The following is a 24,346-nucleotide window of genomic DNA, read 5'->3' as shown; positions in this document are numbered from 1 at the left end:
GTGCTGACACACAGCCCGTCTAGAATTCCGCGAAATTGGAACTGAAAGGTCGCCATGCTTTACCCTGAACTCTTCAAACAGCTTGAATCGGTCCGCTGGGACATGGACAAAGACATTCCCTGGGCCGCCTTTGAGGGCGACAAACTGTCCGACGAGCAGGCCGCCACCATCAAGATGAATGCCATCACCGAGTGGGCGGCCCTGCCCGCCACCGAGATGTTCTTGCGTGACAACCGCGGCGACAGCGACTTTTCCGCCTTCATGTCGATCTGGTTTTTTGAAGAGCAGAAACATTCGCTGGTGCTGATGGAGTACTTGCGCCGCTTCCGTCCCGACATGGCGCCCACCGAGGAAGAGCTGCACGCCGTGCGCTTCGAGTTCGACCCGGCGCCTGTGCTGGAAACGCTGATGCTGCACTTCTGCGGCGAAATTCGCCTGAACCATTGGTACCGCCGCGCCAGCGAGTGGCACACCGAACCCGTCATCAAAGCGATCTACACCAAACTTAGCCAGGATGAAGCCCGCCATGGCGGCGCCTACCTGCGCTACATGAAGCGCGCCATCAGCAAGTTTGGTGTGGAAGCCAAGAGTGCATTTGCCAAGGTGGGCGTATTGATGGCCAGTGCGCGCCGCACGGCCCAAGCCTTGCACCCCACCAACCTGCATGTGAACAAGGCTCTGTTCCCCCTGGACACCATCCAGAGCCGCCTGCCCAACCCCGAGTGGTTGGAGCACTGGCTGGACAAACAAATCAACTTTGATGCCGTGTGGGAAACCAAGGTGGTCGAGCGCATCTTGCACAACATGAGCTTGCTCATGGAGCGCAGCTTTACCACCGTGCAGGAACTCAACAAGTTCCGCAAAGAGCTTGCGCGCGACCTGGGCGCCAACCTCGACCCGGCTTCACCACGGGCGGTCTGAGGCGGGGGCTGCGGTGAGCGGCAGCAGCCGCTCCAGGTTGATTTGGACCTTCACGTCGCGGTGGGCCACGCTGGCCACAATCCGGTATTCACGCACGCTGCTGTCGCGGATGGTGGGCTCCACTGTGGGCAGGCCGGCACGGTTGATGAGCACCGCCACACGCGGTGTGGTGGTATTGGCGCCGCGTTTGATCACCACCGCCACTTCATTGGTGGCCAGGCGTACAAACGAACCCGGTTGGTAAATCCCCACGGCCTTGATCAGGGCCGCGCCGGCTTCGTCAATCGCTTTCTTCTCGTCAAAGTAGCAGGCCTGCATGGCCGCTGCCGGTGCAATCGGCGCGCGTGCGGCCCGGGGCGCCAGGCGCGCCGCAAACATGTCGGCCCGCTGGATCAGGCGGGCGATGCGCTGGGCCCTGTTGCGTTCGGCCAGCGGACCCGGGGCTTGGGTGTGATGGCCGCGCACGGCCTCCAGCCAGTCGTGGTCACCAATGCCCATGCTGCGCAGCTGCTCGGCCGAGCGTTGGGCGTGGGTGCTGATGGCCGCGCGTTGGACGGCATTGGGCGCTTCCACCTGCAGAGCCAGCCGGTCTTGCAGCTCGGTCATGGCCACATTCATGGTCAGCGCCGTGCGCACCACCAGTGCCTGGTCGTCGGCGGACCAGTTCAGCACGTCTTTGGCCGCCAAGCCGCACATCACGCTCACCAGCATGGAATGGGTGGCGCTGTACATGTGGGTGTCGGTGGCGGACAGGTAGATCAGCGCGAACAGCGTGCCGTCCGGGTTGCGCAGGCTGTGGCGCTCCAGTTGGCGCAGCAGGCGCGTCAGGCGGTCGGCAAACGAGGTGGCGTGGGTGTCGCGCAACAAGGTGTTGGCGGTTTCCTGAAGGTCCAGCCAGTCCATGCGGTCATCCTGCTCGGCCTGGCGTTCGCTGGCCGAGTCGCCCGAGATCTTGGCACCGGCAATCTCACCCAGCGGCTTGTCTTCGCGTACTAGGTCGTACAGGCGTTCTACGTAGGCGCGGTGGTGCGCCTCGGAGTCGGCCACGTCGATAAACAGGCCGCCGCCGCGCTGGGAAATTTCGTCGAGCTCGCGGCGCGAGACGACCACAAAGGACTTGCGGGCCAGCAGAACGCCGTCCTTGTCCACCAGCGGAAAAGGCAGGGGCTGGCCAAGGCGGATGGACTCGATATTGACGGGGACAAGGTGCATACAGGTCGGCGGATTATGCAATGCCGCCCAAGGGCGCAGCGCCGTGCTGCTAGCATTGCCCGCATGTCTTCTATCGACCCAACTCCGGCTTTTCTTCAAAAAATTGTGGATGCCAGCACCCTGGCGGCGGGCCTGGCCACGCTGCCCCGGCCCTGGGTGTTCACCAACGGTGTGTTTGATGTGCTGCACCGTGGCCACGTGATGTACCTGGCGCAGGCCCGCGCGCTGGGCGGCAGCCTGATCGTGGCGCTGAACACCGATGCCTCGGTCAAACGCCTGGGCAAGGGTGACGACCGCCCGCTCAACGCCGAAGCCGACCGCGCCATCGTCATGGCCAGCCAGGAGGCGGTGAGCCTGGTGACCTGGTTTGGGGAAGACACACCGGTGGCGATCATTGCGCAGATCCGGCCCGACATCCTGGTCAAAGGTGGCGACTACGACATGGCCAAGCTGCCCGAGACCGCGCTGGTCGAGTCTTGGGGCGGTCGCGCGCTGGCGTTGCCCTTTGTGGCGGGTTACTCCACCACCAAGCTGGTGCAGCGCATCCGCGCCAGCTGACCCCCGCCGTGGTGCGCCAGGGGGTACGCGTAGTTTGCTATTAAATCAATAGCTGTTTGCGCAGTGCCCATATGGGCTAGAGCCCTAAAAGGCTTTAAATTTCCGGGGTGCCAAAGACCGCGGTCCACAAGGCCAGCCCGGCTGCCCGCTCGGCGTTGACCGACTCGGCGTCCACCTGTGTGGGCTCTTCGTTGAGCCGCGCCCGGTGTTGCAGCAGGCGCAACTGGCGGTAGGCTTGGGCGGCGTCTTCCCCCACGGGCGCGGGCAGCAGGCCGCAGGCCTGGGCGCGCTGCAGCAGCGCAATATTGCCTACATTGGGCAGCAGCTCCGCATGGTGCTGGCCGTGCGCCAACAGCAGGTACTGCACCGCAAACTCGATGTCCACCATGCCGCCCACGCTGTGTTTGACGTCAAACTGCCCATCCTTGTCGGCATGGGCGCCGCGCACCTTGGCGCGCATGGCTTCGATTTCCAGCCGCAGGGCGTTGGCGTCGCGTGGGGTACGGATCACGTTGTCGCGCACGGTGTCAAAACGCTGCTGCAGGCTGGCCGGGCCCAGCACGCAGCGCGCGCGTGTCATGGCCTGGTGCTCCCAGGTCCAGGCGGTGTTGCTGCCGCGTTGTTCCTGGTAATTGGCATAGGCGGTGAAGCTGGTGACCAGCAGGCCCGAGTTGCCATTGGGCCGCAGCGCGGTGTCGATCTCGTACAGGTCGCTTTCGCCGGTTTTCACGGTCAGCCAGTTAATGAGTTTGCGTACCAGCGCGGCGTAGATCTCTCCGGCGCGTTCGTCCTCGTCGTCGTAGAGGAACACGATGTCCAAGTCGGAGCCATAACCCAGCTCTTTGCCACCCAGCTTGCCGTAGGCAATGATGGCGAACTGCGGCTCGTCGCGGTGGCGGGTTTTCAGGCGGTTCCAGCACCAGCGGGTGGTGGTGCGCAGCACGGCTTCGGCCAGCGCACTCAGGTCGTCGGCCACCTGCTCCACGGTCAACCGGCCTTCCACGTCGCGCGTCAGGATGCGAAACACCTCGGCATGGTGGGCGCGGCGCAGCAGGTTCAGCAGCGCTTCATCGTCGTCTTCGGCGCTGCCTTGCAGGGCGCGTAGGCGGCGTTCCAGGTCGTCCTCAAAGGCGACCGGGTCAAAACGTTCTTCCAGAATGGCGTTGCTGGCCAGCTCGTCAATCACACCCGGGTGCTTGAGCAGGTAACGCGCCGGCCAGCGTGCGGTGCCCAGCATGCGCAGCAGGCGCTCGTGCACCAGGGGGCGCTCCAGCAGCATGGCCAGGTAACTCTCGCGGCGCAGCAGCGGCTCCATCCAGTCGGCCAGGCGCACGCAGGCCTCTTCGTTGACGCGGCCTTCGCGCAGCCACAGGGCCGTGCGTTGCACGAGACGACCCAGGCGCGCCCGCGACTCGTCTTTCAGGGCCAACACGCGCGGGTGCTCGCGCCAGAGGGTGATGCGCTCCTTGAAGCGGCCTTCCAGGTGTTCCAGCACCGCGTCCAGGTCGGAGGCCATGGCGCTGCCACCGCCCTTGGTGCAACCGCGGCATTCCGGCTGGTTGCCCCCCAGCAGCGCATCAAACTCCTGCGCCACCAGCTCGCGGTGTTTGTCCAGCTCTTGCAGCAAGGCGGTGCTGTCGGGCAAATCGAGTGTCTGGGCAATCCAGTGCAGGTCGGTCTCGTCGGTGGGCAGCACATGGGTTTGCTGGTCGTCCAGGTACTGGATGCGGTGCTCCACCTGGCGCAAAAACACATAGGCCCGTGCCAGCGCATCGGCGGTGTCCTGGGGCATCAGCCCGGCGCGCACCAGGCGCTGCAGCGCGCTCACCGTGGGGCGGGTGCGCAGCTCGGGGTACTGGCCCCCGCGCACCACCTGCAGCAGCTGCACGGTGAACTCGATCTCGCGGATGCCGCCGCGCGAGAGCTTCACATCGTTGCTGCGCTCGGGCCGGCCTGCGCTGCGTTTGGCGGCGTGGTCGCGGATCTGGCGGTGCAGGCCACGCAACGAATCGAACACGTTGTAGTCCAGGTAGCGGCGGAACACAAACGGCACGACCACGCTACGCAGCTGCTGCGCGCAGCCCGAGCCAAGGGCCTGCGCCGGTGCCACCACCCGGCTCTTGAGCCAGGCAAAACGCTCCCACTCGCGCCCCTGTACATGGAAATACTCCTCCAGCGCGCCCAGCGACACCGCAGGCGGGCCCGAGTTGCCATTGGGGCGCAGCGCCAGGTCGACCCGGAACACCATGCCGTGCTCGGTGGTGTCGCCCACCAGCGCGTAGACGGCCTTGACCATCTTGGCAAAAAATTCCTGGTTAGAAATACGGCCACGGCCCTCGGTGTTGCCGGTCGTCTCGCCGTCCTGGTCGTAGACGTAAATCAGATCAATGTCGCTGGAGACATTCAGTTCGCGCGCGCCCAGCTTGCCCATGCCGATGATGCACAGCTGGCACAACTCGCCTTGGGGCGTGCGGGGGCTACCGTGTTGCTGCTCCAGCGCGGCATAGCTGTGTTGGTAGGCCTGGTCCAGTGCCAGTTCGGCCAGCTCGGTCATCACGCGGGTCACTTCGCCCAGGCTGGCCTGCTCGTCACAGTCCAGGTGCAGCAGGCGCTCCATGGCCAGTTGCCGGGTGACGCGCAAGGCCGCGCCGGTGTCGAATCCTTGGGTCAGCAGGGCCTGCAGCAGTTCCTGCAATTGCGTGCGTTGCAGCGCGCTGGTCTGGCAAAGGTGCAACTGGTCGGCATAACGGCGGCGGATACGCTGGCCAAAGCGCGAACCCTCGGAGCGAGGTGGCTGCTCATTGCGGGTCATAATTCCTGACATAGTCCCGATAGCACGATGAATGATTTGACTCCCGCCCCCTCGCTCTGGCTCAAAGCGTCTGCTGTGACCGCAAAGTGGGCGCTTCGCTTGTTGTTAACGGCTTGGCTGGTTTTGGCTTTGGCATGGGCGGGACTGCATTTTTGGATTGTGCCCCGAATCGGCGAACTCCGCCCGTGGCTGGAACAACGGGCCTCCGAGGCGCTGGGAACCACCGTGCAGATCGGTGGCATTGCCGCCATTTCCAATGGGCTGATCCCCTCCATCGAGCTGACCCAGGTGCGCCTGCTGGACCCCCAGGGCCGCGATGCGCTGGTGCTGCCTTCTGTTCAAGCCGCACTCTCCCCCCACTCGCTGCTGCGCATGGGGGTGGAGCAGCTCTACATTGCCAAGCCGGTGTTGGACATCCGCCGCACTGCCGATGGCCGCTTCTGGATTGCCGGTATGCCGCTGCCCGAGAGCGGCAGCGACGACAGCGCAGCACTCGACTGGTTGTTTGCCCAGTCCGAGCTGGCGATTGTGGGCGGCACGGTGCAGTGGACCGATGAGCTGCGCAGCGCACCCGTGCTGGCCCTGCAGGACGTCAACCTGGTGCTGCGCAACCGCCTGCTCTCACACGCCGTGCGCCTGGATGCCCAGGCCCCCGCCGCCTGGGGCGACCGCTTCACCCTGTCGGGCATCTTCCGCGAGCCGCTGTTGTCACGCCGTTCGGGCCACTGGCAAAGCTGGGATGGCCAGCTCTACGCCAGTTTTCCGCAGGTGGACCTGGCGCATTTGCGCCGTTATGTAGACCTGGGTGTGGACCTGGCGCAGGGTCGGGGAGCCCTGCGGGCATGGGTGGATGTGAAGAAGGGGCTGGCCACTGGGGCCACGGCCGATGTGCAGATGGCCGGCGTGCAGCTCACCACCGGCGCGAACCTGCCGGCTCTGGCGCTGCGCACGGTGTCGGGCCGGGTGGGCGCGCAACGTCTGGACGGTGGGTCCGAAGTGTTCACCCAAGCCCTGCAATTTGAAACCGAGGACGGCCTGCGCTGGCCTGGTGGCAACGTGCTGCTGCGCCGCTGGGATGCCGAAGGCAGCACCCCGGCCCGCGGCGAAGTGGTGGCCGACCGGCTGGACCTGGCTGCCATGGGTGCGATTGCCCAGCGCCTGCCTTTGGGGGATGCGCTGCACGCCGGGCTGAAACAGGTGGGCGCGCGCGGACTGGTGGAGCAGTTGGACGGCAACTGGCGTGGGACCCTGGAACAGCCTGAAACTTACGCCCTCAAAGGGCGGGTCAGCCAGCTCACCATTCCCGCCCAGACCGGTGATGCGGCGCGCCCGGGCTTTCAGGGGCTGGACGTGGACTTTGACCTGAACCAGGTGGGCGGCAAGGTCCAGCTGGTACTGGACAAAGGCGTGGTCGACGCCTACGGCATTCTGGAAGACGGGCCGGTGTTCTTCGAGCAGTTGCGGGCCGATGTGGTCTGGCAGCGCCAGGGCGAGGCCTTCACGGTGACGGGCAGCAATGTACGTTTTGCCAATGCCGATACCCAGGGGGAGCTGTTGTTCAAGTGGCAGTCCGCCACCAACGGACCCGGTGTGTTGGACCTGCAAGGCAGCCTTGCACGCGCCGAAGGCACACGGGTGCACCGCTACCTGCCGCTGGAGCTGGACAAAGAGGTGCGCGACTACGTGCGTGGTGCGGTGCTGGCGGGCACCGCCACCGGGGTCAAGTTCAAGCTCAAGGGCGATCTGGCGCGGTTTCCGTTTGCAGATGCCAAGCAGGGCGACTTCCGTATTTCTGCCAACGTGCAAAACGCCACCCTGGCCTATGTGCCGCCCTACCTGCTGCCCAAAGACAGCCTGCCCTGGCCGGCCCTGCAGCAGCTCAACGGTGAACTCGTCATCGACCACGCCACCTTGCAGGCCAAGGTGGACCGCGGGGTCCTCGCGGGCACGGCCATCCAGCTGGGCAAGGCCGAGGGGCTGATGACCAATATTTACGAAGGTGCGCAGCTGCAAGTTACGGCCGAGGCCAAAGGCCCATTGGCCGATGTGCTGGGCGTGGTCAACCGCTCACCCCTGGGCGGGCTGTTGGACAACGTGTTGTCCACTGCCAGCGCCACGGGTCTGGCGGACTACAAACTCAAGCTGGCGTTCCCCATCGCTGATGTGGATCGCGCCACGGTGGCCGGCTCTATCGTGCTGTCGGGCAATGACTTGCAGATCACCGCCGACACGCCACGCCTGCAACGTGCCCGGGGCACGGTGGCCTTCACCGAATCGGGTTTCACCGTCACCGGCGGTAACGCGCGTGCGGTGGGCGGCGATATACGCATCGACGGTGGCCTGAACTTGCAGACCGCCCCGCCCACCAACACGGCCCCGGCCGCGCGCGTGGCGGTGCCCGCCACCTTGCGCCTGCAGGGCACGGCCACGGCCGAGGGCCTGCGCCAGGCCAAAGAGCTGGGCCCGCTGGCCCGCCTGGCGGACGATATGCGCGGCTCGGCCGCCTACAGCGTAGCGCTGGGCCTGCGCGCGGGCACCCTGGAGTGGCAGCTCAACTCCAGCCTGGTGGGTATGGCGCTGGCCTTGCCCGCCCCGTTTGCCAAGCCGGCCGATCAGGCCCTGCCGTTGCGGCTGGACAGTACCGCGGTGCGCGCCGTGCCCGGTGCGGCGCCCGTGCGTGCGCAGGAGCAGCTGCGCCTGGAGCTGGGGCGATTGGCCTCGGCCGTGTATGTGCGGGATGTGTCGGGGGCCCACCCGCGTGTGCTGCGCGGTGCCATTGCGCTGGGCCTGGCCGATGACGAGTCGGCCCCGCTGCCCGACGAAGGGGTAGTGGCCAACGTCAACATGGCGGTGCTGGACGCCGATGCCTGGAGCGATGTGCTGGAGCGTGTGGCCGGTGAGAGCCAGCCCGCGGGCAGCCCGGCGGCCTCAGGGGCCTCCGCGGCCATGGGTTACCTGCCCACGGTATTGGCCGTGCGTACCAAGGAACTCACGGTGGCCGGGCGCAAGCTGCACAACATGGTGGTGGGCGGAGGGCGTGATGGCCTGGTCTGGCGCGCCAACCTCGACGCCACCGAACTCAGCGGTTACCTGGAGTACCGCCAGCCCACCGGCACCAACGCCGGGCGCCTCTACGCCCGTCTGGCCCGCCTGGCGGTGGGGCAAAACACGGCGCAGGATGTGGAGAGCCTGCTCGACGACCAACCCACCACGATTCCGGCGCTGGACATCGAGGTCGAAGACTTTGAGCTGCGTGGCAAAAAACTGGGCCGGGTGGACCTGGAGGCGGTGAACCTGGGCGCCGCCGGTGCCCGCGAGTGGCGCCTGAACCGCTTCAACATCCAGACCCCCGAGGCCACACTCACCGCCAGCGGCAACTGGGCCAACCTGGGCGGCCCAACGGCCGGCCGCAGCCTCAAGGAGCGCCGCCGCACGGTGCTCAACTTCAAGCTCGACATCAACAACTCTGGCGAACTGCTCACGCGGTTTGGCATGGCCGGTGTGGTGCGCAATGGCAAGGGCAAGGTGGAGGGCCAGGTGGCCTGGCTCGGCTCGCCCATCACGGTGGACTACGCCAGCATGGGGGGCGCCTTCAATGTGAATGTGGAGACCGGCCAGTTCCTCAAGGCCGACCCTGGCATTGCCAAGCTGCTGGGGGTGCTGAGCCTGCAGTCATTGCCGCGCCGCCTGACACTGGATTTCCGCGATGTGTTCAGTGAGGGGTTTGCGTTTGACTATTTCCGTGGCGACATTGCCATCGAGCAGGGCGTGGCGCGCACCACCAACCTGCAAATGAAGGGCGTGAACGCCGCGGTGCTGATGGAAGGCCAGGCCGACATTGCCAAGGAAACGCAAAAACTGCGCGTGGTGGTGGTGCCGGAAATCAACGCCGGCAGCGCCTCGCTGATTGCGGCAGCCATCAACCCGGTGGTGGGTCTGAGCACCTTTTTGGCCCAACTGATTCTGCGTGGGCCGCTGGTCAACGCGGCCACCCAGGAATTCACCATCGACGGCACCTGGTTGGACCCCAAGGTCACCCAGGTCGAGCGCCGTTAACCCCCTCTTTTTCTAGGAGCCATTGCCATGCGTGTTGCCGCCCTCCAGATGGTGTCTACCGACCAGCTGTCGGACAACCTCCAACAAGCCCAGACGCTGCTGGAGCAAGCCGCCCAGGCCGGTGCCGAGCTGGCCGTGCTGCCGGAGTACTTTTGCCTGATCGGCCAGCGCGACTCGGACAAGCTGGCCATCCAGGAGACCTTTGGCAGCGGGCCCATGCAGGATTTCCTGGCAGCCACCGCGCGCCGCCTGGGCCTGTGGATCGTTGCCGGCACCCTGCCGCTCACCGCCGGGCAAAAAGACCGCGTGTTCAACAGCTCGCTGGCTTACAACCCGCAGGGGGAGTGTGTGGCGCGTTACGACAAGATCCACCTGTTCCGTTTCGACAATGGGACCGAGAGTTACGACGAGTCGCGTGTGTTGGAGCGCGGCAGCACGCCCACTGTGTTTGCGCTGCCCTCGCGTGACGGTCACACCTGGCGCGTGGGCATGAGCATCTGCTACGACATGCGCTTTCCCGAGCTGTACCGGGCTTATGCGGAGCAAGGCGTGGACCTGATTCTGGCGCCCAGTGCCTTCACCCACGTCACGGGCCAGGCGCACTGGGAGGTGCTGTTGCGCGCCCGTGCGATCGAGAACCTGTCCTTTGTGGCCGCGGCAGCCCAAGGTGGGGTGCACCCCAGTGGGCGGCGCACCTGGGGCCAGTCCCTGCTGATTGACCCCTGGGGCCACGTGCTGGCCCAGCAGGCGCAGGGTGCGGGTGTGGTGCTGGCCGACTGCGATGCGGCGCGCCTGCTGCAGTGCCGCAGCCAGCTGCCTTCGTTGCAGCACCGGGTGCTCGTGTAATTGCTATGAAAACAGGAGCTGCTTGCGCATATTCCACCTGGGCTAGAGCCCTAAATGGCTTAAAAATCAGTCCTCTTTCTGAGGCGTCTGGGTCTCTGCGTCCGGTGGTGGCAGCTCGCCGCGCGTGCGCCCTGCAAACATGGTCCACCAAATGATGGCAACAAATATCAGTCCGGCCCCTAGGGCTTCCAGCAGCAGCAGTGTCATGGGGCGTTATCGGTCGGTCGTGGCAATGCTGCTGATTGTAGGAACGCTGGTAGGCTGTGGCAGCGTGCCGGTCTACACCCCTGTGGCGACTAACCCGGCCCCAGCACCGGCGCGGCCCGCCGCGGCACCTGTGGAAGGGGCCCTGACGCAGACCCGTGGCACCTGGGTGCCGGTGCCTTGGTCCGAACTGCCCGGCTGGGGCAGCGACAACCTGTTTGAAGCCTGGAACGCCTGGCTCAAAAGCTGCGAAAAAGCCGCCGTACCCTGGGCCGCGCTGTGCCCCGAGGTGCGCCGCCTGAGCATTGGCAGTGCCCAAGAGCAACTGGCCTGGATGCAGGTACGCCTGCAGGCCTACCGCATCGAATCGGCACCGGGCGAGTCCACCGGGCTGTTGACCAGTTATTTCGAACCGGTGATCGAGGCCAGCCGGGTGCCGGCGCCCGGCTTCACCGTGCCGCTGTACGGCCCCCCGCCCGGCCTGGCCCAGCGCAAACCCTGGTACAGCCGGCAAGAGATGGACACCCTGCCCGAGGCGCAAGCCGTGCTCAAGGGCCGTGCCATCGCCTACATGGCGGACCCGGTGGATGCGCTGATCCTGCAGATTCAGGGCTCGGGCCGCGTGCGCATGGCCCAGGCCGATGGCAGCCAACGCTGGGTGCGCCTGGCCTATGCCGGTACCAATGACCAGCCTTACCGCAGCGTGGGCCGCTGGTTGCTGGACCAGGGGCTGGTGAAAGACGCGTCCTGGCCCGGCATCAAAGCCTGGCTGGCACAAAACCCGGGTCGCCAGCAGGAGCTGCTGTGGAGCAACCCACGTGTGGTGTTTTTCAAGGAAGAAACCCTGTCCGAGCTGGAGTCGGCGTTTGGCCCACGCGGCGCCCAGGGAGTAGCCCTGACGCCGGGTCGCTCGATTGCGGTGGACCCCGGCAGCGTTCCGTATGGCACGCCGGTCTGGTTGGTGTCGCCCGGGCCGCAAACCAGCCTGCAAAAGCTGGTGTTGGCGCAGGACACAGGCAGCGCCATTACCGGAGCCGTGCGGGCGGATTACTTTGCCGGCTGGGGCGCCGAAGCGGGTGATCTGGCCGGCCGTTTGCGCCAGCCGCTGCAGATGTGGGCGATTTGGCCGAAATAGGTCGTATAGCGTTACCATGGCAACACAGCAACCTTGAAGCCTTCAAAAGGACGGACCCCATGAGCAAAGAGATGCGCGAGATTGACGAGCGGACCAACCTGGCCGCCAACAGCATGTTTGAGCTGCTGCTGTTTCGTTTGGGCGAGGCTGCCAACAACGACCGGCGTGAGCTGTTCGGCATCAACGTCTTCAAGGTGCGCGAAATTCTGGTGATGCCCGAGATCACCGCCATGGTGAACTCGCCGCCCGAGGTGATGGGGGTGGCCAATATCCGCGGCCAGATGATCACTGTGATCAACCTGCCCATGGTGGTGGGCTGCAAACCCACCAAGGGCCTGGGCATCTTGCTGGTGACCGAGTTTGCGCGTACCACGCAAGCCTTTGCGGTGGAAGAGGTGAACGAGATCGTGCGCTTGGAATGGAAACATGTCTTGTCGGCCGAGAACTCGGGCGGCGGGCTGGTGACCAGCATTGCACGCCTGGACGGCGCAGCCGAAAACACCCGCCTGGCCCAGGTGCTGGACGTGGAGCAAATTCTGCGCGATGTGATGCCGCAAGAAGTGAAGGCCGAGGAGTCAAAGGGCATCCCCAAGCTGCGCCTGGACCCGGGCCAGGTCATCCTGGCGGCCGACGATTCAGCCGTGGCCCGCATGATGATCGAGAAGGGGCTCAAGACCATGGATGTGCCCTACATCATGACCAAGACCGGCAAGGAAGCCTGGGAGCGCCTGCAGTCCATCCACGCGGCGGCAGCGGCGGAAGGCAAGTCCGTCAAGGACAAGGTGGCCCTGGTGCTGACCGACCTGGAAATGCCCGAGATGGACGGCTTCACGCTCACGCGCAACATCAAGCAGGACGGCCGCTTTAGCCAGATCCCCGTCATTATCCACTCGTCGCTGACCGGCGCCACCAACGAGAGCCATGTGAAGAGTGTGGGCGCCGATGCCTACATCGCCAAATTTGTGGAAGAAGAGCTGGCCGCGACGATTCGCGACGTGCTACACCGTTAGCGCTGTGCGGGGGCCGGTTTCGCCGCCGGGCCGCCCCAAGGCGAAATGCGCCCCCTTGGGGGGCAGCGACCCGCGTAGCGGCGGAGCGTGGGGGCCTTATGGGCCCCTTTTACATTTTGCATTGCACCAGCCGTGAACCGTGCTCCAGCACAAATTCGCGGAAGGCACCGTTGACCCCGCTCAGCGCAGAGTCGCGCCGGTGCAGCAGGCACCAATCCAGCATCTTGGGCATGTCGTCCATGTGCAGCACGGCCAGCTTGCCCGCCTCGATCTCCACCTGGAAGGTGTGGGCCGACAGAAAGCTGATGCCCATGCCCGCCATCACGGCCTGTTTGATGGTCTCGTTGCCTGACAGCTCCATGGTTACCCGCACGGGCAGCGACTGGGCCTGCAGCAGGTGGTCAAAAAACTGCCGCGTGGCCGAGCCCGGTTCGCGAAAGATGAAGGGCTCGTCGCGCAGTGCATCCCAGTGGATGCGGCGCTTTTTGGCCAGCGGGTGGTTGGCGGCGGCGACCACGCAGTGCGGGTTCTGCGCAAAGGTCTCGGCCTCCACATCGGCCTCGGACGGCGGGTAGCCCGCAATCGCCACGTCCAGCTGGTGGTCCTGCAGCATGGCCAGAATGGTTTCGCGCCGGTCGACCGTGAGCTTGAATTTCACACCGGGCCAGTGCTTGGCAAACGCCATCAGCAAGGCTGGCGCAAAGTAGTGCGCCGAGGACACCACGCCCAGGTGCAGCAGGCCACCCACACCGCCCTCGGTGTCGTGGAAGGCGCCGATGGCCTCCTCTGCCATGGTCACCTGGTTCAGGATGCGCCGGGCCTGGCGCAGCATCTCTTCGCCGGCCTGGCTCAGGCTCACCTTCTTGCCAGCTTTCACCAACAGCTGCAGGCCCAGCTCGGATTCCAGTTGCTGCACCTGCATGGACACGGCGGGCTGCGTCACGTTCATTTGCTCCGCGGCCCGTGAGTAGCTCAGCTGCGTGGCCACGGCCTCAAACAGGCGCAGCTGGCGCAGGGTGAGGTTTTTGAGCCGGTGGTCGCGTTTGCCGCCCTGCGGCTCGGACGCAGGGGCCGGGGACCTGCGGGATATCCCTAGGGGTTTGCGGGCAGGCGCAGGGGTGGGGGTGCGGGTTTTCATCGGTGTTTTCCCTAGGGATTCAGCAGGTGGCAGCCCTGCGCCCCAGAGGCGGCCGGGGGTGGACGCAGGGCCTGCGCCGCATTCTAGTGATCTATCAGGTTTCCTGATGAATTTCATAAAAAAGTCTGCGTTGTGCCTATAGCTCAGGCTGTCTACAGTCACTCCAATTCTTCGTAACTGCACCGCACATGACCACTCGCTCCCAACCCGTCCCGTTCCCCGTCTGGAACCAGGACCACGCCGCCAAGCTGGACCAACCCAACCTGCTGCTGTACCGCTCCAACCTGCTGGGCTCTGACCTGCGCATTACCAATTACGGCGGTGGCAACACCTCGGCCAAGATCAACCAGAAAGACCCGCTGACCGGCAAAGACGTGTCAGTGCTATGGGTCAAGGGCTCTGGCGGTGACGTGGGCTCCATGAAGCTGGATGGCTTCTCCACGCTCTACATGGACAAGCTCAACGCGCTGCAAGGCATTTACCGCGGTTCTGACTTTGAAGACGAAATGGTGGGCTACCTGCCGCACTGCACCTTCAACCTCAACCCACGCGCCGCCAGCATCGACACACCGCTGCACGCCTACCTGCCATTTGCGCATGTGGACCACATGCACCCCGACTCGGTCATCGCGATTGCCGCCATGGCCAACAGCGAAGCCATCACGAAAGAAGCCTTTGGCGGCACCATCGGCTGGCTGCCCTGGCGCCGTCCCGGCTACGAGCTGGGCCTGCAACTGCAACGTTATGTGGCAGCGCACCCCGGCCTCAAGGGCCTGGTGCTGGGCGGCCACGGCCTGTTCACCTGGGGCGATGATTCGCGCACTTGCTACGAGAACACTGTGGCCGTGATCGAGCAGGCGCAAACCTGGCTCGCTGCGCAAGCCCAGGCCCGCAAGGCCGTTCCATTTGGTGGCGCCAAGGTCAATGCGCTGGATGTTGCAGCCCAAGACGAGGTGCTGGCCCGGGTGTTGCCTGTGTTGCGTGGCCAGGCCTCGCAAAGCGGCCACAAGCTCTTGCATGTGGACCGCCAGGCCGTGGTGATGGAGTTTGTGAACAGCCAGCAGCTCGAAGCGCTGGCGGCCCTGGGCACCTCCTGCCCCGACCACTTTTTGCGCACCAAGATCAAGCCATTGATCCTGGATGAGTCGGTTTACACCCTGGGTGGTGCCGAGCTGTCCAAGGCCATTGCCACCAAGCTGGCCGACTATCGCGCCGACTACACGGCTTACTACGAACGCTGCAAACGCGCCAACAGCCCGGCGCTGCGTGACCCGAATCCCGTCATCATCCTGTTGCCCCGCATCGGCATGGTGGCGATTGCCAAGGACAAGGCCACGGCCCGCATTGCTGGCGAGTTTTATGTGAACGCCATCAACGTGATGCGCGACGCCAACGCGATCGACACCTATGTGGGCCTGCCTGAGCAAGAGGCGTTTGACATCGAGTACTGGCTGCTCGAAGAAGCCAAGCTGCAGCGCATGCCCAAGACCAAACCCCTGGTCGGCAAGGTGGCCCTGGTCACCGGTGGCGCCGGTGGTATTGGCCGCGCGATTGTGGAGCGCCAGCTGCAAGAAGGCGTGTGCGCCGTGCTGCTGGACATTGATGCCGCTGCGTTGGAGTCCACCGTGGCCGAACTCTCCAAGAAGTTTGGCAAAGACGTGGTGCGCGGCGTGGTCTGCGACGTGACCAGCGAAGAGTCGGTCATTGCGGCCTATGCCCAGGCTGCCATCGAATACGGTGGCGTGGACATCCTGGTGTCCAACGCCGGCATCGCCTCCGCCGCGCCACTGGAAGACACCACGCTGGCGCTGTGGAACCGCAACCAGAGCATTCTGGCCACGGGCTATTTCCTGGTGGGCCGCGAAGCCTTCCGCCTCATGAAGGCGCAGGCCGTGGGCGGCTCCATGGTTTTCATTGCCAGCAAGAACGGCATGGTGGCCAGCAACCAGGCCGTGGCCTACTGCGCGGCCAAGGCCGCCGAGATCCAGCTGTCACGCAGCTTTGCGTTGGAAGGCGCACCGTTGGGCATCCGCTGCAACGTGGTGAACCCCGATGCCGTGATCCGAGGCAGCAAAATCTGGACTGGTACCTGGAGCCAGGAACGCGCCGCGGCCAACAAGGTGAGCGAGGAAGAACTCGAAGCCTTCTACCGCGACCGCTCCATGCTCAAGCGCAGCGTCTTCCCCGAAGACATTGCCGAGGCCACCTACTTTTTGGCCAGCGAACTCGCAGCCAAATCCACCGGCAACATCCTCAACGTGGACGCAGGCAACCTGGCTGCTTTCCCACGTTAAGACCACAGGCATTCGAGACACACCATGACACAACAGATCAACACCGGACTGATCGCCGACCACAACGCCCAGGCCGCAGCGCGCGTGAACCTGGACTATGAAACCCTGGGCGAACAGCTAGCCCGCCGCGGCGTGGACATCGCGGTCCTCAAGGCCGACGTGGCGAAGTTTGCCGTGGCCGTGCCCAGCTGGGGCGTGGGCACCGGCGGCACGCGCTTTGCGCGTTTCCCCGGTCTGGGCGAGCCGCGCCATGTGTTCGACAAAATCCAGGACTGCGGTGTGATCCAGCAGCTGGTGCGCTGCACACCCACCGTGTCGCCCCACTTCCCCTGGGACAAGGTGAATGACTACAAAGAGCTGCGCCAGCATGCCGAAGCCAACGGTGTGGGTTTTGACGCCGTCAACTCCAACACCTTCTCCGACCAGAAAGACCAGCCGCTGTCGTACAAGTTCGGCAGCCTGACCCATGCCGACGCGGGCGTGCGCGCCCAGGCCGTGGCGCACAACCTGGAGTGCATTGAGATTGGCAAGCAACTGGGCAGCAAGGCGCTGACCGTGTGGATTGGCGATGGTGCCAACTTCCCCGGCCAAAGCCACTTCCGCCGCCAGTTCGAGCGCTACCTGGACAGTAACCGCCAGATTTACGATGCGCTGCCGGCCGACTGGCGCATGTTCCTCGAACACAAGATGTTCGAACCCGCGTTCTACGCCACGGTGATCCAGGACTGGGGCTCCAGCCTGCTGGCCGCGCAAACCCTGGGCCCCAAGGCGCGCTGCCTGGTGGACCTGGGCCACCATGCGCCCAACACCAACATCGAGATGATCGTGGCGCGCCTGGTGCACGCACAGAAGTTGGCTGGCTTCCACTTCAACGACAGCAAGTACGGCGACGACGACCTGGACAGCGGCAGCATCAACCCCTTCCAGCTGTTCCTGGTGTTCAACGAACTGGTGGATGCCGCACAAACCGGTGCGGCCGAGTTCGACCCGGCCTACATGCTGGACCAGTCGCACAACGTGACCGACCCCATCGAGAGCCTGATGACCAGCGCCGTGACCGTGCAGCGCTGTTATGCCCAGGCCCTGCTGGTGGACCGCAAGGCACTGACCGCCTACCAGGACAGCAACGACGTGTTGATGGCCGCCCAGACCCTGAAGCAGGCCTTCCACACCGATGTGACGCCCTTGCTGCAAAAGATTCGTATGGATGCGGGCGGCGCTGCCGACCCGGTCCAAGCCTACCGCGCCAGTGGTTACCGCAAGCAGATGGCGGCTATTCGCCCTGCCAGCGGCCCCAGCAGCGGCATTGTTTGAGCGTGGTTGCCATTGGCAGTTGCGCACTCCCCATCGACCCCGGTGCATCGTGTCCCTTTGTGGCCGGTGCAAGCGGTATCGAGACCGGCCTTCGGGTCAATTTTTTCTACTAACAATTCCAGGAGACACGCATGAAGAAACAACTCAAAACCCTGCTGACCATTGCCTTGAGCGCGGCCCTGGTCAGCCCCGCGTTTGCGGCCGACAAAATCGCCCTGGTGGTGAAGAGCTTGGGCAACGGCTTCTTTGACGCCGCCAACCAAGGTGCACAAGAAGCCGCCAAGGAACTCAAGAACGTCGAGATCATTTACACCGGCCCCGCCAAAGCAACCGCCGAAGGCCAGATCGAAATCGTGAACTCGCTGATCGCACAAAAGGTCTCCGCTATCGTGATCTCCGCCAATGACCCCGACGCCCTGGCCCCCGTGCTCAAGCGCGCCATGGACCGCGGCATCAAGGTCATCTCGTTTGACTCCGGCGTGCGCAAAGACGGCCGCCTGATGCACCTGAACCCCTCCAGCAACCCGCTCATCGGCGAGAAGCTGGTGAAGATGACCCAGGAAGCGATTGGCGCCACCGGTGAAGTGGCCGTGTTGTCCGCCACCGCACAAGCCACCAACCAGAACATCTGGATCGAAGAAGCCAAGAAGGTGCTGGCCCAGCCCGCCTACAAGGGCCTGAAGCTGGTCAGCGTGGTCTACGGTGACGACCAGACCGACAAGAGCTACCGCGAAGCCCAGGGCCTGTTCAAGAGCTACCCCAACCTGAAGGCCATCATTGCGCCCACTACCGTGGGTGTGGCCGCAGCCGCCAAGGCCGTGCAGGATGAGAAAAAAGTCGGCAAGATTTTCGTGACCGGTCTGGGTCTGCCTTCGGAGATGGCTGGCCACGTGAAGAGCGGTGCGGTCAAGTCCTTTGCCATCTGGAACCCCATCGACCTAGGCTACTCTTCCATCATGGCTGCCAGCCAGTTCATCTCGGGCAAGGTCACTGGCAAGGCGGGTGACAAGGTGTCGTTGGGCCGCGTTGGCACCGTGACATTGGACGCCAATGGCGAAGCCGCCATGGCTGAGCCTTTCACGTACGATGCCTCCAACGTCGAGAAGTTCGCAAAATTCTTCTAACACCCCCGTGGCTGTAGTGCTGCGCACTTTCGCTTCCCCCCCCCCTTGCAGGGGGCAACACCAGCAGCCCGGCGGAGCCGGTTCTGCGGTGTTTCTGGTGAAGGCGCGCTCCGGCTGACGGAGTCGTTGAACAGCTAAGTTCGTGGGGCATCGCTCTCGGGTAGATGCCCCTATTTTTTGGAATGTTGGATTCTCATCATGTCTGATGTATTGCTGAGTCTGCGGACCATCCACAAACGCTATGGCGCAACCCATGCGCTGCGCGGGGTGGACCTGGATTTGCGGGCCGGAGAAGTGCTGGCCCTGGTGGGCGAGAACGGCGCGGGCAAGTCCACGCTGGTCAAAATGCTCACCGGCGTGGTGCCGGTGGACGAAGGGGTGATCACGCTCAATGGCAAGGTGCAAAGTTTTGCCAACGCACAGGCCTCCCAGGCCGCAGGCATCCTGGCCGTGCACCAGGAAACGGTGATGTTCGAAGAACTCAGCGTGGCCGAGAACATTTACGTGGGGCGCCACCTGATGCGCGGCCCCTTTATTGACTGGTCGGCGATGAACACGCAGGCCCAAGCGGTGCTGGACCAGATTGGCGCACGCTTCAAGGCGGTCACGCTGGTCAAGGACCTGAGCCTGGCCGAGCGCCACCTAGTGGAGATTGCCCGGGCCCTGTCGCAAAAGGCCTCGGTGGTCATTCTGGATGAACCCACGGCCGCGCTGTCGCAGGCCGAGATCCGCGACTTCTACGGCATAGTGCGCCAGCTGCGCGACCAAGGCGTGGGTGTGATCTTCATCACCCACAAGTTCGACGAAATTTTTGCGGTGGCCGACCGCTACGTAGTGCTGCGCGATGGCGCGGCCGTGGGCAGCGGCGCCATTGCCGATGCGACCGAGCAGGAGCTGGTCAAGCTCATGGCTGGGCGCGCCATCGACCAGATCTACCCGCATATCGCTTCCACCCCGGGCGAGGTGGTGATGACGGTGAAGAACCTGTCGCACCCTACCGAATTCAACAACGTAGCCTTCGAGTTGCGCCGTGGCGAGATCCTGGGCTTCTACGGCCTGGTGGGCTCGGGCCGCAGCGAAGCCATGCTGGCCCTCATGGGCCTGAACCCTTCCGCGCAGGGGGAATTCACGGTCTGTGGCCAGACCTTGCACGCGCGCCGCCCTGGCGACGCGATTGCCGCCGGCATTGCCTATGTGCCTGAAGAGCGCCAGCGCCAGGGTGGCATTCTGGGCTTCTCGGTAGAGCACAACATCAGCCTCGCCGGCCTGTCCCGTTTTGCGCGCGGTGTGTGGTTGTCCAAGGTGCGCGAGTCGGCGCTGTGCCAGCGCATGATCGAACGCCTGCGCATCAAGACGCATTCGCCCGACACCTTGCTGTCCGGCCTGTCCGGCGGCAACCAGCAAAAGGTGGTGATCGCCAAGTGGCTGGGGCTGGACCCGCGCATCGTGATCCTGGACGAGCCCACCAAGGGCATCGATGTGGGCGCCAAACAGGCCGTCTACCAGCTCATTGCCGAGATGGTGGAGCAGGGCCTGGCCGTGATTCTCGTGTCCAGCGAATTGCCCGAGGTCATGCACCTGGCGCACCGCACCATCGTGATGCGCCGCGGCGTGCAGGTGGCGGAATTTGACCGTGCGAACGCGCACGCAGAACAGATCGTGGCCGCGGCCTCGGGCCTGGCCGCGGTGCCGGTGGCCTGTGCGCCCGCAGTCGCCACTGCGCAGGAGGCGCTTACAGCATGACATCCTTGAAATCGATTCGGCGCGAATGGCTGCTCCTGGCCATCATCGTCGCCATCGCACTGGCCGTGGGTGCCCGCGCGCCGGTCTTTCTGACCTGGCGCAACGGCCTGGACATCGCCAATGACTCCGCCATCCTCGCCATCCTGGTCATGGGCCAGATGCTGGTACTGCTGACGCGCGGCATTGACCTGTCGGTCGCGTCCAACCTGGCGCTGACCGGTATGGTGTGTGCGCTGATTGGCAAGGCCTGGCCGGGTGCTTCTGTGCCCGTGCTGCTGGTCCTCGCCTTGGGTGTGGGCGCGTTGCTCGGTGCCGTGAATGGCTGGCTCATCACCCGCTTTGAGCTGCCACCGATTGTGGTGACGCTGGGCACCTTGTCGGCCTATCGCGGTGCCATTTTTGTGGCTAGCAAGGGTGCCTGGGTGTCTGACCAGGACATCCATGCCGTCATCAAAGGGCTACCGCGTGAAGTGTGGCTGGGCCTGCCCGCGCTGGTCTGGTTTGCGCTGGCCGTACTGGCCCTGACCGCCGTGTTTTTGAAGCTGCGCCGCGAAGGCCGCGAGATCTATGCACTGGGCGGCAACCCGCATGCGGCGGCCTATGTGGGCATCTCGGCCAACAAACGGCTGATGATGGTCTACACGCTGTCGGGCATGCTGGCCGGTCTGGCCGGGCTGCTGTGGGTGGGGCGCTATTCCATTGCCTACACCGAGCTGGCCGCGGGCTATGAGCTGACCGTGGTGGCGGCCTGCGTGATTGGTGGCGTGAGCATTGGCGGCGGCGTGGGCTCGGTGCTGGGTGCGGCACTGGGCGTGCTGTTCATCGGCGTGGTCAACGGCGCGTTGCCGGTGATCCAGGTGTCGCCTTTTTGGCAGCAGGCGATTGCCGGTGCCGTGATTTTGATTTCGGTGACGGTGAATGCCCGTGCCGAGCGGCGCGCGGGGCGCCAGATTCTGGAACACAAAGCGATGACAAGCACGACCACCCAAGGAGCCGCAGCATGAAGGCCTGGAACACATGGGAGCGGGTGCTGCTGGCCCTGCTGGTCGTGCTGCTGGTGGTGTTTGGCATCGCCCAGCCGGGCTTCATGACGCCTGACGCGTTGGCCGACAGCACCTTCAACTTCAGCGAAAAAGGCATCCTCGCACTCGCATTGGCATTGCTCATCATCACCGGTGAGATTGACCTGTCCATCGCCGCCATCCTCGCCTTGAGCTCGCTGGCCATGGGCTACGCGATGAAGGCGGGCGCGGGCCCACTGGGCATGACACTGGCAGCATTTGTGACCGGTGGCGTGGCCGGTGCTGTGAACGGGGTGCTGGTCACGCGCTACAAGCTGCCTTCCATCGTGGTGACCATTGGCACGCTGTCGCTGTACCGCGGCCTGGCCATGGTGGCGCTGGGCGACCAGGCCATCTCGGGCTACCCCGAGGTGTTCTCCACGCTGGGTAATAGCTATGTGGGTGAGGTGATCGGCGTGCGCTGGCTCATCATCCCGATCGAATTTGCTGTGCTGCTCGTCGGTGCCATCGTGGTGGGCGTCACGCTGCACCGCACGGTGCTGGGCCGCCGCCTCTACGCCATTGGCGCCAACCCCGTGGCCGCGCGCTTCTCGGGCATTGAGGCGGACCGCTATCGGCTCGCGCTGTTTGTGTTTGCCGGCCTGATGGCAGCGCTGGCAGCCATCATGCTGACCGGCCGCATTGGCAGCACCCGCCCCAATATCGCCATGGGCTGGGAGCTGGACGCCATCACCATGGTGATCCTGGGCGGCGTGGCGATTGAAGGCGGGCGTGGCAGCATTGTGGGCACCATGCTGGCCGTGTTGCTGCTGGGCTTGTTCACCTTTGCCATGGGCATGGCCAACGTGACCGGCATTGTCATGAGCATGGTGATTGGTGCGCTGCTCATCGTCTCCATGGTCTTGCCGCGCTTGTTGAAACGCCAGGGAGCGCACGCATGAACGCCGCTGTGCCAACTGAGAAGTACGCGTTTCGCATGTTCCTGAATCCCGGCTGCGTGGCGGAATACAAAAAGCGCCACGACGAGATTTGGCCCGAACTCAGCGCCTTGCTGAAGGATGCAGGCGTCAGCGACTACAGCATCTACCTGGATGAGGAAAACCACGTGCTGTTCGCCGTGCTGCGCCGCGCCAAAGGCCACACCATGGATGCGTTGCCCAGCCACCCGGTGATGCAGCGCTGGTGGGCCTACATGGCCGACATCATGCGCGCCAACCCCGATGGTTCCCCGGTGGCCGAGCCGCTGCCCTGTCTGTTCCACATGGCGTGAAGGTGGTGGCTGTGAACGATGCACTGACGCTGGTGATCGACATCGGCAAGAGCCACGCCAAGCTGCTCATGGTGGATGCGCAAGGCACGGTGGTGGAACGCCATGGGCGTGACAACGCCAGCGTGCCATCGCCCCTGGGCTACCCGGCACTCGACGTGCAGGGTCTGGAAGACTGGATGGCGCAGACCCTGCGCGCATCGGCCCATACGGCCCGCTGCCGCCGCGCCATAGCCTCTACCCACGGCGCCGCGCTGGTGGCGCTGGGTGACGAAGGTCTGGCCTGGGCTCCGGTGGACTATGAATTTGATGGCCTGGCGCAGCACCCCTTGCTGGCCCAGGCGTTTGACGCAGCCGCCGATGGTTTTGCGCAAACCCTGTCGCCCGACCTGCCCGCCGGCCTGAACGCCGCGCGCCAGCTTTGCTATGTGCAAAACCTGCACCCCGAGGCCTGGCGGCGCACGCGCTGCCTGCTGCCCTACGCGCAGTACTGGGCCTGGCGCCTGAGTGGCCAGCGCGCCAGCGAGGTCTCTTCGCTGGGCTGCCACACGCACCTGTGGCGCCCGCAGGATGGTGGTTTCTCCGCACTGGCGCAGGCCAAGGGCTGGGCCGCGCTGTTTGCGCCGCTGCGGTCCGCCTGGGAGGTGCTGGGCACCGTGAGCCCTGGTATTGCCGAGGCCTGGGGCCTGCCCGCGCACTGCCAGGTGCATGTGGGTGTGCACGACAGCAATGCCTGCCTGGCGCGCTACCTTGATGCGTCGGTGGCCAATGCTGCGGCCCTGACCGTGGTGTCGTCTGGCACCTGGACCGTGCTGATGGCACCCGGCGCGCCCACGGCCAGCCTGCAGGCCGAGCGCGACATGCTGGCCAATGTGGACGTGCTCGGCCGCGCCACACCCACCGCCCGCTTCATGGGCGGGCGCGAGTTTGCCGCGCTGCTGGACGGCGCCGCGCCCGATGCGGGCACGTTGGTCGATGTGCAGACGTTGGTGGATTCGGCCACGCTGGCCACGCCCTCGTTTGCCGAGCACGGTGGTCCGTTCATGGGGCGCCAAGGGCAGGTATTGCGCAACGGCCAGCCACTCGCGGCCGCTTTGCCACCGGGCCAGCGCGCCGCACTGGCCGCGCTGTACTGTGCGCAGACCACGGCCTGGTTGGTCGATCGACTGTGGGACGACGTGGACTTGCCGCGCACGGTGGTGTTAGAAGGGCCGTTGGCCCACAACCCGCTGTATTTGGCGCTGCTGCAAGCCCTGTTGCCACAGGTGCGCTGCTTGGCCAGCCATGATGCGATGGAGGGTACGGCGCGGGGGGCTTGGTTGTTGTCGCGCTGGGGTGAGTCGGCGGCTTCGGTGTTGGAGCCGGTGGAGGTTGCGCAGGTGTCGGGGTTGCAGGCCTACCATGCGGGCTGGTTGGCTGCGTTGTCGGTTTGAGTGGCGTTGCTTCTTTAACACCCACTCCCCCAGCCCCTCGCCCCGTCGGCGAGGGGAGCCTTTCAACAGCCGATCTTGTTGCGTCAATCCGGTGATGGCCTTAAAGGGCAAGGTTGCCACTGGGTTGGTACTCCACGGCCGGAGCATACGGTTGTGGCAACCTCACACGTGCTGGCGCTCCCCCACTGGCGGGCGCAGCCGCCAGCGTTGGCAAACACGCACCTCCGAAGCCCCACAACCGCAGCCCAGGGCCGTGG

Annotated in this window: 18 protein-coding genes; 14 read left to right on the top strand and 4 right to left on the bottom strand. The window is 64.9% G+C overall.

The window, feature by feature from the left end:
• Positions 1-54 precede the first annotated feature (54 nt).
• Complete coding sequence (locus tag AC097A_RS13210) at positions 55-921, top strand: ferritin (RefSeq protein ID WP_105262978.1); 867 nt, start codon at positions 55-57, stop codon at positions 919-921.
• On the opposite strand, the gene AC097A_RS13205 is transcribed toward AC097A_RS13210, so the two are convergent.
• Positions 904-2,133: an HD-GYP domain-containing protein gene (locus AC097A_RS13205; RefSeq protein ID WP_479621192.1), complete on the bottom strand. Its 1,230-nt coding sequence runs from the start codon at positions 2,131-2,133 to the stop codon at positions 904-906. The two genes, AC097A_RS13210 and AC097A_RS13205, sit on opposite strands and share 18 nt — an antisense overlap.
• A gap of 63 nt (positions 2,134-2,196) precedes the next feature.
• On the opposite strand from AC097A_RS13205, the gene AC097A_RS13200 reads away from it, so the two are divergent.
• Positions 2,197-2,691, top strand: a complete 495-nt coding sequence (locus AC097A_RS13200) for an adenylyltransferase/cytidyltransferase family protein (RefSeq protein ID WP_479621191.1) — start codon at positions 2,197-2,199, stop codon at positions 2,689-2,691.
• Between the two features lie 94 nt (positions 2,692-2,785).
• Here the strand turns inward: AC097A_RS13200 and glnE are convergent, their stop codons facing one another.
• Positions 2,786-5,503: a bifunctional [glutamate--ammonia ligase]-adenylyl-L-tyrosine phosphorylase/[glutamate--ammonia-ligase] adenylyltransferase gene (gene glnE, locus AC097A_RS13195; RefSeq protein ID WP_479621190.1), complete on the bottom strand. Its 2,718-nt coding sequence runs from the start codon at positions 5,501-5,503 to the stop codon at positions 2,786-2,788.
• 27 nt (positions 5,504-5,530) lie between these two features.
• On the opposite strand from glnE, the gene AC097A_RS13190 reads away from it, so the two are divergent.
• Together AC097A_RS13190 and AC097A_RS13185 are read left to right on the top strand one after the other, a co-directional pair.
• Positions 5,531-9,559: a YhdP family protein gene (locus AC097A_RS13190; RefSeq protein WP_479621189.1), complete on the top strand. Its 4,029-nt coding sequence runs from the start codon at positions 5,531-5,533 to the stop codon at positions 9,557-9,559.
• Between the two features lie 27 nt (positions 9,560-9,586).
• Entirely contained in the window at positions 9,587-10,405 is an 819-nt protein-coding gene (locus AC097A_RS13185; protein ID WP_479621188.1) for a carbon-nitrogen hydrolase family protein, read from the top strand.
• A gap of 66 nt (positions 10,406-10,471) precedes the next feature.
• Here the strand turns inward: AC097A_RS13185 and AC097A_RS13180 are convergent, their stop codons facing one another.
• The gene (locus AC097A_RS13180; protein ID WP_479621187.1) at positions 10,472-10,612 is read right to left on the bottom strand and encodes a hypothetical protein; all 141 of its coding nucleotides are present in this window, start codon (positions 10,610-10,612) and stop codon (positions 10,472-10,474) included.
• Between AC097A_RS13180 and mltA the strand changes: the two genes are divergently transcribed.
• Positions 10,545-11,744 carry a murein transglycosylase A gene (gene mltA / locus AC097A_RS13175; RefSeq protein WP_479621186.1) on the top strand — a complete coding sequence of 400 codons (1,200 nt, stop codon included), beginning with the start codon at positions 10,545-10,547 and terminating at the stop codon, positions 11,742-11,744. The two genes, AC097A_RS13180 and mltA, sit on opposite strands and share 68 nt — an antisense overlap.
• Positions 11,745-11,803: 59 nt before the next feature.
• Positions 11,804-12,754, top strand: a complete 951-nt coding sequence (locus AC097A_RS13170) for a chemotaxis protein CheW (protein WP_315480292.1) — start codon at positions 11,804-11,806, stop codon at positions 12,752-12,754.
• Between the two features lie 109 nt (positions 12,755-12,863).
• Here AC097A_RS13170 and AC097A_RS13165 read toward each other — a convergent pair whose 3' ends face one another.
• Positions 12,864-13,892 (bottom strand): LysR substrate-binding domain-containing protein, encoded by a 1,029-nt coding sequence (locus AC097A_RS13165; protein WP_479621185.1) that lies wholly within the window; start codon positions 13,890-13,892, stop codon positions 12,864-12,866.
• A gap of 188 nt (positions 13,893-14,080) precedes the next feature.
• On the opposite strand from AC097A_RS13165, the gene AC097A_RS13160 reads away from it, so the two are divergent.
• The 8 genes from AC097A_RS13160 (at position 14,081) to AC097A_RS13125 (ending at position 24,089) form a co-directional block, all read left to right on the top strand.
• Positions 14,081-16,186 (top strand): bifunctional rhamnulose-1-phosphate aldolase/short-chain dehydrogenase, encoded by a 2,106-nt coding sequence (locus AC097A_RS13160; protein WP_479621184.1) that lies wholly within the window; start codon positions 14,081-14,083, stop codon positions 16,184-16,186.
• A 24-nt stretch (positions 16,187-16,210) separates the two neighbouring features.
• Positions 16,211-17,500 (top strand): L-rhamnose catabolism isomerase, encoded by a 1,290-nt coding sequence (rhaI, locus tag AC097A_RS13155; protein ID WP_315494368.1) that lies wholly within the window; start codon positions 16,211-16,213, stop codon positions 17,498-17,500.
• Positions 17,501-17,631: 131 nt separating this feature from the next.
• Positions 17,632-18,624, top strand: a complete 993-nt coding sequence (rhaS, locus tag AC097A_RS13150; protein ID WP_315494367.1) for a rhamnose ABC transporter substrate-binding protein — start codon at positions 17,632-17,634, stop codon at positions 18,622-18,624.
• Between the two features lie 198 nt (positions 18,625-18,822).
• Positions 18,823-20,367 (top strand): sugar ABC transporter ATP-binding protein, encoded by a 1,545-nt coding sequence (locus tag AC097A_RS13145; RefSeq protein WP_479621183.1) that lies wholly within the window; start codon positions 18,823-18,825, stop codon positions 20,365-20,367.
• Positions 20,364-21,371 (top strand): ABC transporter permease, encoded by a 1,008-nt coding sequence (locus AC097A_RS13140; protein ID WP_479621182.1) that lies wholly within the window; start codon positions 20,364-20,366, stop codon positions 21,369-21,371. Before AC097A_RS13145 ends, AC097A_RS13140 begins: the two co-directional genes overlap by 4 nt.
• Positions 21,368-22,330 carry an ABC transporter permease gene (locus tag AC097A_RS13135; protein WP_479621181.1) on the top strand — a complete coding sequence of 321 codons (963 nt, stop codon included), beginning with the start codon at positions 21,368-21,370 and terminating at the stop codon, positions 22,328-22,330. The genes AC097A_RS13140 and AC097A_RS13135 overlap by 4 nt, the downstream gene beginning before the upstream one ends.
• A complete protein-coding gene (gene rhaM, locus AC097A_RS13130) occupies positions 22,327-22,659 on the top strand; it encodes an L-rhamnose mutarotase (RefSeq protein WP_479621180.1) in 333 nt (110 codons plus the stop codon). The genes AC097A_RS13135 and rhaM overlap by 4 nt, the downstream gene beginning before the upstream one ends.
• A gap of 11 nt (positions 22,660-22,670) precedes the next feature.
• Complete coding sequence (locus AC097A_RS13125; RefSeq protein ID WP_479621179.1) at positions 22,671-24,089, top strand: FGGY-family carbohydrate kinase; 1,419 nt, start codon at positions 22,671-22,673, stop codon at positions 24,087-24,089.
• Positions 24,090-24,346 lie beyond the last annotated feature (257 nt).

The sequence above is a fragment of the Rhodoferax sp. XS2R6 genome (genome assembly GCF_056521365.1).
Note: the sequence above shows the minus strand (reverse complement) of the source record. Positions and strands in the feature narration are given on the sequence as shown.

What these genes read in the sequence shown, in the direction of transcription:
- AC097A_RS13165 (WP_479621185.1), bottom strand. Translation starts at nt 13,892, where the DNA reads ATGAAAACCCGCACCCCCACCCCTGCGCCTGCCCGCAAACCCCTAGGG.
- AC097A_RS13205 (WP_479621192.1), bottom strand. Translation starts at nt 2,133, where the DNA reads ATGCACCTTGTCCCCGTCAATATCGAGTCCATCCGCCTTGGCCAGCCC.
- rhaM (WP_479621180.1), top strand. Translation starts at nt 22,327, where the DNA reads ATGAACGCCGCTGTGCCAACTGAGAAGTACGCGTTTCGCATGTTCCTG.
- AC097A_RS13170 (WP_315480292.1), top strand. Translation starts at nt 11,804, where the DNA reads ATGAGCAAAGAGATGCGCGAGATTGACGAGCGGACCAACCTGGCCGCC.
- AC097A_RS13160 (WP_479621184.1), top strand. Translation starts at nt 14,081, where the DNA reads ATGACCACTCGCTCCCAACCCGTCCCGTTCCCCGTCTGGAACCAGGAC.
- AC097A_RS13185 (WP_479621188.1), top strand. Translation starts at nt 9,587, where the DNA reads ATGCGTGTTGCCGCCCTCCAGATGGTGTCTACCGACCAGCTGTCGGAC.
- AC097A_RS13135 (WP_479621181.1), top strand. Translation starts at nt 21,368, where the DNA reads ATGAAGGCCTGGAACACATGGGAGCGGGTGCTGCTGGCCCTGCTGGTC.
- AC097A_RS13190 (WP_479621189.1), top strand. Translation starts at nt 5,531, where the DNA reads ATGAATGATTTGACTCCCGCCCCCTCGCTCTGGCTCAAAGCGTCTGCT.
- rhaS (WP_315494367.1), top strand. Translation starts at nt 17,632, where the DNA reads ATGAAGAAACAACTCAAAACCCTGCTGACCATTGCCTTGAGCGCGGCC.
- mltA (WP_479621186.1), top strand. Translation starts at nt 10,545, where the DNA reads ATGGTCCACCAAATGATGGCAACAAATATCAGTCCGGCCCCTAGGGCT.
- AC097A_RS13180 (WP_479621187.1), bottom strand. Translation starts at nt 10,612, where the DNA reads ATGACACTGCTGCTGCTGGAAGCCCTAGGGGCCGGACTGATATTTGTT.
- AC097A_RS13200 (WP_479621191.1), top strand. Translation starts at nt 2,197, where the DNA reads ATGTCTTCTATCGACCCAACTCCGGCTTTTCTTCAAAAAATTGTGGAT.
- AC097A_RS13140 (WP_479621182.1), top strand. Translation starts at nt 20,364, where the DNA reads ATGACATCCTTGAAATCGATTCGGCGCGAATGGCTGCTCCTGGCCATC.
- AC097A_RS13145 (WP_479621183.1), top strand. Translation starts at nt 18,823, where the DNA reads ATGTCTGATGTATTGCTGAGTCTGCGGACCATCCACAAACGCTATGGC.
- AC097A_RS13210 (WP_105262978.1), top strand. Translation starts at nt 55, where the DNA reads ATGCTTTACCCTGAACTCTTCAAACAGCTTGAATCGGTCCGCTGGGAC.
- rhaI (WP_315494368.1), top strand. Translation starts at nt 16,211, where the DNA reads ATGACACAACAGATCAACACCGGACTGATCGCCGACCACAACGCCCAG.
- glnE (WP_479621190.1), bottom strand. Translation starts at nt 5,503, where the DNA reads ATGACCCGCAATGAGCAGCCACCTCGCTCCGAGGGTTCGCGCTTTGGC.